This is a genomic window from Mesorhizobium sp. M7A.F.Ca.US.002.01.1.1, assembly GCF_004022955.1.
In the GTDB taxonomy this organism is placed as follows: Bacteria; Pseudomonadota; Alphaproteobacteria; order Rhizobiales; family Rhizobiaceae; genus Mesorhizobium; species Mesorhizobium ciceri.
The window spans coordinates 1-9,478 of the sequence record NZ_RZQE01000218.1; the positions used below are offsets into that span (position 1 = coordinate 1).

Consider the following 9,478-nt stretch of genomic DNA (forward strand, 5'->3'; position numbering starts at 1 on the left):
GTCGAATTCACCGGTACATTCGCTTTTGTGAGTTCAGGCGCGCCGGGCCTGGTGATCGCCGGCGTTCGCAACGGCGAGACGGCGTTTGCCGGTTTCGGCGAAACGGTCCGCGGATCCGGCATAGAGCCGAATGCCGACACAATGATGCGAGTGGCATCCATTTCGAAGGCATTTTGCGGAGACGCTCTCGCCAGTTTGTTGGTAAAAGGAGAGATCGGCCTGACGGACCCTGTTCAGACGCACCTGCCTGACGGTTTCGTGGTGCCGGAGAAGGATGGGCGGACCCTAAGGATCATCGACCTCGCGACACAGACATCCGGCCTGCCGCGCGAGATGGCCCAGGCAGGTGGAACACCCAACGATCCCTACGCCGGCCACACAAAGGAAGCGATGATCGCAGCCATGCACGGGGAGCCGTTTCTGTTTCCTCCCGGAACTGGCGCGCTCTATTCGAACCTGGGCTTCGACCTCCTGGGACTGGCGATCAGCGGAGCGGCTGGCAAGCCGTACGCTACCGTCTTGGAGGAGCGCGTGTTGCGGCCACGCGGCATGGTGGACACGGTCTTCAATCCGCGACCTAGTGACGAGGGCCGGCTGATGCAGGGCCACAATTTCGACGGCACGCCGCTTCCCTTCGTGCCGACACCGATGACGATGGAATGCGCCTCGGGGCTTTATACGACGCCCAACGATATGCTGAAGTGGATCGCCTGGCACTTGGCTCAAGGCGGCTCAGAGGACGATGCACGCCGCATTATCGACCACGCCAGCCTAGTCAGGAGGGATGGGCTCTCTCCGGCGCTGGGCCTCGACGACGGTGGCGCGCCGATGGATGCGATGGCACTCGGTTGGGTTGTGGTAGAGGCCGACGGCAACCGTCCGCTGGTGCTTCACAAATCCGGAGGGCGACAAGGCATGTTTACATATGTTGCCATCGCGCCGACGCGCGGCGTCGGCGTCTTCGCGGCGATCAACCAGTTCAGCGCCGGGGGCTTTGAAGCAATGGTGCACGCAGTAAACGAACTGATCTATCAGCTCGCGCCCCGCTGACTGCGCTCTCGTCTCACAATCAGATTTCTCGTCGAGGACATTCCAATGACCGGTTCAGGCCACAGGCGCTTGCTCATCCTCTGCTTCACGGCAGCCTGCGTCCTTGCGGCTCCTCACGTCGCCGCCGCCAAAGATCGTCTGCTTGAGGAAGCCGTGGGATTTGCCGGCGGCATCGCCTTCCTGGGCTCGGGCGCTCCTGGCCTCGTGATCGCCGCGGTTCGCAACGGCGAGACGGCCTTCGCTGGCTTCGGCGAAATCCGCAAGGGCTCGGGGCAGGTGCCCGACGAACATACGCTGATGCGGATAGCCTCGATCTCCAAGACCTTCTGCGGCGATCTGATGGGCTCGATGATTGTGGATGGCGTCATCGGCGCGACCGATCCCCTTGCCAAACACCTCGGGAAGGACTGGACCGTGCCTGGGCGCGAAGGACGAACGCCGAGGCTCATCGATCTGGTGACGCAGGCATCCGGCCTGCCGCGCGAGGTACCGAACCAGACAGGCGGCACGCCGGACGACCCGTTCGCCGGCAATACCTTCGACCTCAGCCGCGCTGAGCTTGCGAAGCCAGAACCCTATCTTTTCCCTCCCGGCACGGGTGCCTTTTACTCGAACTGGGGTTACGATCTGCTCGGCCTCGCGCTGGCCAATGCCGGTGGCAAGTCCTATGGCGATCTGCTGGCCGAGCGGGTGCTCACGCCCCGCCAACTGACCGACACCAAGCTCAACCTGGCGGAAGGCGATGCGGCGCGGACCATGCAGGGCCATTTCTTCGACGGCACACCGTTGCCCCTCGTTCCTTCGCCGGAAACGATCGGATGCGCGGGCGGGCTCTACACCTCCGCCGCCGACATGATGAAGTTCATGGCCTGGCACCTTCGCAAGGATGCGGCCGGCGATGCGGAGCGTACCGTCGACCATGCGGGCTGGCTCTGGCGCGACGGTCTCTCGCCGGTAATCGGCATCGACGATGCGGGGCCGATGGGAATGATGACGCTTGGCTGGGTCGGAGTTCTGGCCGACAAGGACAAGCCCATGATGCTCAACAAGACCGGCGGATTGCAGGGGCAGTTCAGTTATGTGGTGTTGGCGCCAACGCGCGGTGTCGGTGTCTTCGCCTCGATCAATCAGTTCAGTGTCGGCGGGTTCAAGGCGATGGTCGCAGCAACGAATGATCTCGTCGCGCAACTTGCGCCAAGATAAGGGCAGTTCAGGCGGGAGCTACGCCACCTAATACGAGCTGATTAGCTGGAACAAAAAACGCGTGCCGGTATCAGTCAGACCTCGGTTATCTCTGAACGGTACCGCAACAAGCGCCCTTGCATTGAGGTGTTGCCCAAATGCAGCCTTTGCACCTATTCCGGCCGAGCCGAGTTCCGCCTCGATGTAATCCACGCCCGTATCGTGGTTCCAGACCGCACCGTAATCGACATAAGCAAACACGTTCAGATTTGGGGTCGGCAAAGCCTCCGGGAGTTCGATGTTGCGTCCCAATTCCAGCGAGGCCGCTATCCCGCTATCGCCTGAAGCGGCCGAGCCATCGAAAGCCAGGCCATAGGGATCGCCGCCGAGCACCAACTGGACCGACGATGGCACCGCCGTCGGCGCATATTGAGCAGCCACTCTGAGGTGGGCGACGGCCAGCGAAGCGATCTCCTTGGTAAGGTCGAGGTCGCCCCGAAAATACCTGTAGTCATCAGGAACGCCTGGACGCGGTGCAAGCGGATCGGTGCTGCTGCTCGCGCCAAAGCCGTCGAGGCCTTGGCCGAAAGTACCTGTCAGCGTGATGGCGCCGTTTTCCAACTCACCGGTATACTTAAGGGAGGCCGCCAGCCATCGGAGGTCCTCATCCGTCTGCGTTTCGCCGCCCAACGCCAGCGAGTTGTCCTTGAAGTTCAATTCAAGGCGGCTAAACAGGCTGTGGTCAATTGTCCGCAGCAGTGGGTAGTTGGCATACGCGCTGCCGAACCTAGAGGCTATGTCGACATCGAGAGGCTTGAGGTCGGCGCCCGGCTGGGAAGAGACATAACCGATGCTATAGCCTACATGCAGTCCGTCATACCCGATCGGGACATCGTGCGAAGCCAGCACGAACTTCAACTCCTCGGGACTGTCCGGAATGGTCACCAGGGTGATGTTCGCCACATCGAACAGCCTAAGCGCATCGTTGAAGGTGCCGGTGCCGGTCAGCTGAAATGGGCCGACGGCATTGCTGCCGAGATTGTCGACTATTGCGTTTGCGCCGGCCCGCTTGAAGCCAATGTCGAGTTTCAGATCACCGCCGGCGGAGGGCGTTTCGGGCCGAATGAAAGTGCCTTCGATGGTCAGGCCGCCAAGATCGCTCATCAGCAACAGCACGCGCTCGGCCTCCTTGATCCGGATTGGCCGCATGGCGACGATGCGATCGATGTAAGGTTTCAAACGCCGCTCAATATCAGGGATGGCGCTGTTGATGGTGACCCGGCGCACGTAGGATTCGTAGAGAACGATGACGACGTTGCCGGATGAAAAGTCCTGCTCGGGAACGACGGCCCACGAGAAATATCCGGCCTTCTGGTAGATCTCGTCGATCCGCTCGGCGATGGCGTAAAGGTCGGCGGCGCTTATCTTTTTGTTCCGCTGCGCGGCCCACGCTTGCTCCAGCGTAGCGCTGGGCACCGTCACCGCGCCTCGAACGGTTATCGACCTCAAGGTAAACATTGTTTTTTCGGCTTGTTCCGAGCTCGTTGCCTTGCGTGCATCCGGAACTGACAGGTCAATCGTGCCGGGCTTCCTCGGAGCGGAATAGCGTCGGATGATCTCGTTCTGATCCGAAACCACCGAATCGATCCGCTCGGGGATCGTCTGGCTAAGGCTCGGTCCGACCATGAAGGCACTGGTTGCAAGACTGATGGACACGCGACGTACTGCGTCGAACCAGTGGGACAGCGCCTTGCGAAGAGGCATCAATCAAACTCGCTGACATGTCGTGGCAGGGAAAATCAACGGTTATTCGAAACTTGGTTTAGCAAATTAGCAAATATGTCGGGGTCCGTCATCCCGCGATGCACACCCGTCAGTGCCCCAACAAAGCGCAGACCGCCTGAGCCTGAACCTCCCGCAAGCGGTCGAGCAACGCGCCAGCCGGCTCAGCGATGTTCAGCGTGGTGGTGACCGAGCGCGTCCCGTCGGCGGTTGATGCCGCCCACTGCGTGTAGCCCGGGAAACTGCCGGTGTGGCCATAAACGACACCGCACGGCGTGGTGTAGCGGAACAGTCCGAGACCGGCCTCGTTCGTCCCGGGTCCGGGCGGACTGGAATTGCCGGCCACGAACTTCATCTGTTCAATCTGCTCGGCAGCGCCGAAGAACTTCAGTCCGAGATCTGCCCGTATGAACATCGACAAATCATCAGGCGTCGACACGATCGCGCCCGACGCCCACGCACCGCTCGGGCTGACGAAGGTCGTGACATCTTTCGGCTCGGATCCGGGCGCGACGACATAGCCGTGGATGGCGGGCCCAGGCAGCGCGATGTCGCGCGTGGGGAAACTCGTCTGGGCGAGGGCGGCAGGACCAAACGCGATGTTCTTCAGCAGCGTCCCGTAGGGCATTCCTGTGACCGCCTCGGCGATCAGCCCGACGACGACGTTGTCCGTGTTGGAGTAGGTATACTGGGTGCCGGGCGTAAACTCGAGCGGGTCGTTGCGGACCCAGCCGATGATCTCAATGGGCTGCACGTAACCTTGAGGATTTGTCGCGACCTGCTCGGCCAAGCCCTTGGACTGCAAGTAGTCGGGCAGGCCGCTGGTGTGGTTCAGCATCTGGCGGACCGTGACGGCCGACCATGCCGCCGGCAGATCAGGCAGGTGCTGGCCGATGGTGTCGTCGAGGCCGAGCCGGCCCTTCTGGACGAGGTGCAGGGCAATGGCGCCGTTGAATGCTTTTGAGATGCTGGCGATGCGCATGTATTGGTCGACCCCCAGCGCCTCACCCGATATGACATCGGCGCGCCCCGCTGTGAGTACGGTCATGCGACCGTCGCGGTAGAGCGTGGCGATCGCCCCGGGAGGTCCATCCTCTGCATCGAGGAGCTCCTGTAGGCCGGCCTGGACCTTTGCATCGGCTGTTCTCAACTGAGCCGCGGTTAAGCCGGTCGAGCGTGCCGGGCCTTCGCTATCAGGATGTTTTACATAGAGATCCGGATTCATCTCTTCAGAAGACACGATGACTTCGTCATTGACGCCCGAGTCAATATAATCATCGGTAATTGAAAAGCCTGCCAGAAGCTGTTTGTCCGTGAGAGGATACCAGGAGCCGAGTTCGTGCGAGTAGGCGGCAATGGCCAGCATCGCGAGTTCACGATTGCTATACAGGTCGACTTCATAATCTTCGACCAATTTGCCATCCGAATATTTCTTATATCCATCAATGTAAGGATCGCGGGAATTGTCGCCTCTATACTTATCCACAATGTCGCCGACGGTGACCTTAGACTTGTTTCCGTGGAAATAGATCTTGCGGAGGAGAAAACCCCAAGCAGCTACCCCATACTCTGGGGTTTCATAAATGGCAGTTTGGTTGCCGTACCGGTCTGGCAGAGTGCAACCCACATATCCTCTCATGCTGTCTCGCTGCCATTTCGAGATGTTTATGGCGCCGGGATTGTTTGTTCGAAGGGCCCTCCGAGTAAGCGCATTTGAGGAACTATAGTCAGCGTCCGGCAGGCTGCTAAAGAAATTGCCGATCCCGACCAGACTTCTGAAGTTGAATTCAGTAGCTTCAGGATATTTCGCATCGTCGCGAAATGGCGGGGCTAGACTGCACGCCTTGTTCGCTTGCCAAAACGGCAGCCCGAGTGCACTACCGGTCTGCATCCCCACTGTGCCGTCAACGGGCATTCCATATGTGCTCTGGAAGGACTTCACAGCGCTTGCTGTCTGCGAACCAAACACTCCATCAATCGCTGAGGCGTAAACAGATTTGTCCGTGAGTACGCTCTGTAGAAGCGCAACCCTACGATCAAGAACGTTGCTTCGTGTTTGCTGAAAGACCGGACCGACGGGTTGACGCTTGTCGCTGATGCTGAAGTTGCTGACCCATTCGCTCGATCCGGAATAATCGTCAGGTGCTCCGCATTTCAGGGGATTCGCTGCGCTAACTTCATCCGGGCTTTCAAAAGCGAAGGCCGGACCGGAAGGCAAGAGGGCCAGGAGCGCAATGCCAAGCCAACCGCCCATCCCCGGCCTGAAACAACCGCCTATCATTTGGCGACTTCACCGCATGCGTCGACTGCATCGGTCTTCGACATGCATCCTCCGATCTTCGGCGAATGTCAGTTCGCCTCCTTAACCGACATTCTCGTCTCCCGAGCACCTTTTCCATATCATCCAAAGAGTGGATGACGGAAGGTGAACTCGATTCTGATCTGGCGAATCTTTGTCAGAAACGCCGCTATCGCCGCGGCAGCCTGCAACTTCAGCGCCGAGAGCTTCCGCTTGTCCGACGTGAACTCGGAGCGAGCCATGTTTACGAGCTCGTATCGGCGAGAAACAGTCCTTTCCGGCGAATGGTTGAGCCGTGCGGTCTCCGATTGGAGCAGACCCTGACATGCGGAATTCCGATCCCTATCAAGGGGTGCGCTTACGCACCTTCGGCGACCAGCGCGCATTTGCAGCCAAGTGGAGTCACTTGGCGTCGCGAAAGTGCGGCTGTGTTGAACGATGCCGGCCTGTCTGACTTCGCCGAGCTGCGCAAGGCATCACACGACGGCAGCACGACCTCTACTTTGTCGCCTTCGACCTGCTGCACCTCAACGGTCATGACCTGCGCGACATGGCACTGGAGGAACGGCGTGAGATCCTTGAAAGCGTGATCCCCGCCAACATCCGCATCCAATTCAGCCAGGCGCTGCCCAGCGAGGCCAATCCATCACCTGATCGATGAAGCCGGTCTGGAGGGGCTGGCATCAAAGCCACGCCTGATCGGCGCCAAAAGGCATGAAGCGTGAAGCATGTGCGTGGCGAGGCAGACTCTTGCCATGCATGGCTGCAGGACTTTCGGGAAGAATGAGCAAGCGGGGAAGCGATTTTCTCTCCCATTGGATATCGGATGGTGATCGATATGGCTGTGGACGCAAAACGGGCAGCGCGAGCCAGGGCATTCCGGGCCAGGAGATCGATGAAGAGATCGGCCCGATCTTCGAAGACATCATGCAGGGTTGCGGGGCGCCACGCTTCGCCGCTGCGAGGAGGACTAATGCTCGGCAGCCGAGGGTTCGACAAGGTGTTGCTAATATGCAGCAGCGGCGGCATCTCTGACGGCCACCGCCTGGAACCGCTTCTCACGGCTGGCTGTAGACGTCAAAATGAGAACGAAAATCGGGAGGTGACGAAGATGGATAAGCGAGAGAACAGGATCATTGAGACGTGTTGCCTTATAGCCGTTCCGGTACCGATGGCTCTCACTATGGTCCTTGCTCAACTGATCCTTGGCTGAACCCAAGGCACCGACCAGGCAAGACATGAGCCGTATTACGCGACCGCTAAACCGGCAGGCGATCTGGCAACGCTAGCTATCGTTGCTCAGGTGGTTTCAGGATTACCTGAACATCGCGGGCAAAATCTACTACGAAACCCACTTGCTCCGCTAATGCGGATGCAAGCATTTTTCAGCGAGGTCGCGCTGGACCTGGTCTGCGCGGATGGATCGACCCTTCCTGTCCTCGTCAACGCCGCGGAGCGGCGCAGCGAATCGGGCAATCTGCGGTTCATCCGCATCACCGTCTTCAATGCGTCCGACCGCCGCCGCTATGAACGAGAGCTTCTGGAAGCGCGCCGCACTGCAGAGCGGGCCAACGCCGAACTGCTTAAACTCCCATACACTCGAACGTCGCGTGGCCGAGGCGGCCGAGGTCGCCTGAAGAGCGAGCGGGCACTTCACCAGGCGCACAAAATGGAGGCGGTTGGCCAACTGACCGCCGGCATCGCCCATGATTTTGATAACATGCTCTCAGTCATTGTGTCGTCGCTCGGGCTACTCGAGAGGCGGCCTGCAAACGGCGAGGACGTTTCCCGGTTTGTTTCCTCCGCAAGCCCGGTTTGTTTCCTCCGCAAACTTAGACTAGCGCTGGGCCTCTGAGTTCGCCTCACCGAGCGCGCAATTCAATCTATAGGTTCACGGACGCAACGGCTTGTTCTTGTGCATCGCAGCAACGATATTGCTGCATGTGCGTTGTGCAGGACCTTGCCATTCCGGCGCACAAGGACACCGACGTGCGAAATATATCCGATACGATCGCTCGCCTGAACGCGATGCACGCGCGGCCAGCAGCTGGATCCGGAGAACGGAACGACGCTCACTTGTCCGAAATTACAGGGTTCGGGTCCAATCCCGGAGCCCTGCGCGCGAGGCTTTATCTTCCGAAGAACCTGGCCCGGCAGGCGGCGCTGGTCGTCGTGCTGCATGGCTGCACCCAGAACGCGGCCAGCTATGATCATGGCTCCGGCTGGAGCGAGCTCGCCGCCGAGCATGGTTTTGCGGTGCTGTTCCCCGAGCAGCAGCGCGCCAACAACCCCAATCTTTGCTTCAACTGGTTTGTACCAGGCGATATCAGGCGCGACAGCGGCGAGGCACTGTCCATCCGCCAGATGATCGAGGCGGCAGTGGTTACGCATGGCCTCGATCGCAAGAGGATCTTTCTCACCGGTCTGTCCGCCGGCGGCGCTATGGCGGCGGTGATGCTGGCGGACTATCCCGAACTGTTTGCCGGCGGCGCGATCATTGCCGGGCTCGCCTATGGAAGTGCTTCGACGATCTCCGCAGCCTTCGACCGCATGCGCGGCCATGGCGGTCCGTCCCAAGCCGACCTCCAGCGGCTGTTGCGGGCGGCCTCGCCGCACAAGGGTCCGTGGCCGCGTATTTCGATATGGCAGGGCTCGGCCGACACGACTGTTGTGCCTGCCAATGCGGATGCAGTCCTGGCGCAGTGGCAAAGCGTGCACAATCTCGGCGAAAAGCCAACACGCATAGAGAAGGTCGACGGCCAGACGCGGAAGGTCTGGAGCGACAGCAACGGGCGCGAGGTAGTCGAGACGTTCACCATTGCCGGCATGGGCCATGGGACGCCACTGCAAACTGGCGGCGGCGATAGTCTCGGCAACGCAGGGCCTTTCATGCTGGATGTTGGGATTTCCTCGACACGCCACATCGCCCGCTTCTGGGAATTGACGAAGCCGGACGTGCGACGCAAAGCCAAAGCCGAGGTCGCTTCAGGCGCCGCATTGCAGTCCTTTGCACCAACGGAAAAACCGCGGGCAGCCCGAATCGATCCCACGCCGGAGCGAGCCAATGCGCGCGGTCCGGCAAGTGGGATTTCCAAGGTCATCGAAAATGCTCTGCGCGCGGCGGGGTTGATGCGCTGAATTGTTGTGGCGGAGGAGCTCTTTTTC

General features: G+C 60.2%; 6 protein-coding genes and 1 pseudogene. 5 read left to right on the forward strand and 2 right to left on the reverse strand.

Annotated features, from left to right (window positions below):
* Together ampH (EN932_RS20440) and ampH (EN932_RS20445) are read left to right on the forward strand one after the other, a co-directional pair.
* The coding region (gene ampH, locus EN932_RS20440; RefSeq protein WP_128369019.1) for a D-alanyl-D-alanine-carboxypeptidase/endopeptidase AmpH at window positions 1–1,050 on the forward strand (1,050 nt) is incomplete at its 5' end.
* A 45-nt stretch (window positions 1,051–1,095) separates the two neighbouring features.
* On the forward strand, window positions 1,096–2,253 hold the full coding sequence (gene ampH, locus EN932_RS20445; protein ID WP_127371199.1) for a D-alanyl-D-alanine-carboxypeptidase/endopeptidase AmpH: 1,158 nt from the start codon (window positions 1,096–1,098) through the stop codon (window positions 2,251–2,253).
* Window positions 2,254–2,280: 27 nt separating this feature from the next.
* Here the strand turns inward: ampH (EN932_RS20445) and EN932_RS20450 are convergent, their stop codons facing one another.
* Entirely contained in the window at window positions 2,281–3,996 is a 1,716-nt protein-coding gene (locus tag EN932_RS20450; RefSeq protein WP_127367440.1) for a ShlB/FhaC/HecB family hemolysin secretion/activation protein, read from the reverse strand.
* Window positions 3,997–4,105: 109 nt separating this feature from the next.
* The gene (locus EN932_RS20455) at window positions 4,106–6,268 is read right to left on the reverse strand and encodes a serine hydrolase (RefSeq protein WP_128369020.1); all 2,163 of its coding nucleotides are present in this window, start codon (window positions 6,266–6,268) and stop codon (window positions 4,106–4,108) included.
* A 473-nt stretch (window positions 6,269–6,741) separates the two neighbouring features.
* Between EN932_RS20455 and EN932_RS20465 the strand changes: the two are divergent.
* From EN932_RS20465 to EN932_RS20480, 3 genes and pseudogenes are all read left to right on the forward strand, one after another.
* A pseudogene (locus tag EN932_RS20465) lies at window positions 6,742–7,002 on the forward strand (ATP-dependent DNA ligase); the annotation flags it as partial.
* A gap of 683 nt (window positions 7,003–7,685) precedes the next feature.
* Window positions 7,686–8,168 (forward strand): hypothetical protein, encoded by a 483-nt coding sequence (locus tag EN932_RS20475; RefSeq protein ID WP_128369021.1) that lies wholly within the window; start codon window positions 7,686–7,688, stop codon window positions 8,166–8,168.
* 134 nt (window positions 8,169–8,302) lie between these two features.
* Entirely contained in the window at window positions 8,303–9,451 is a 1,149-nt protein-coding gene (locus EN932_RS20480; protein ID WP_206618950.1) for a PHB depolymerase family esterase, read from the forward strand.
* Window positions 9,452–9,478 lie beyond the last annotated feature (27 nt).

Bases quoted from the DNA above. Each gene is read 5' to 3' on its own strand.
- ampH (WP_127371199.1), top strand. From the start codon at position 1,096: ATGACCGGTTCAGGCCACAGGCGCTTGCTCATCCTCTGCTTCACGGCA.
- EN932_RS20455 (WP_128369020.1), bottom strand. From the start codon at position 6,268: ATGGGCGGTTGGCTTGGCATTGCGCTCCTGGCCCTCTTGCCTTCCGGT.
- EN932_RS20475 (WP_128369021.1), top strand. From the start codon at position 7,686: ATGCAAGCATTTTTCAGCGAGGTCGCGCTGGACCTGGTCTGCGCGGAT.
- EN932_RS20450 (WP_127367440.1), bottom strand. From the start codon at position 3,996: ATGCCTCTTCGCAAGGCGCTGTCCCACTGGTTCGACGCAGTACGTCGC.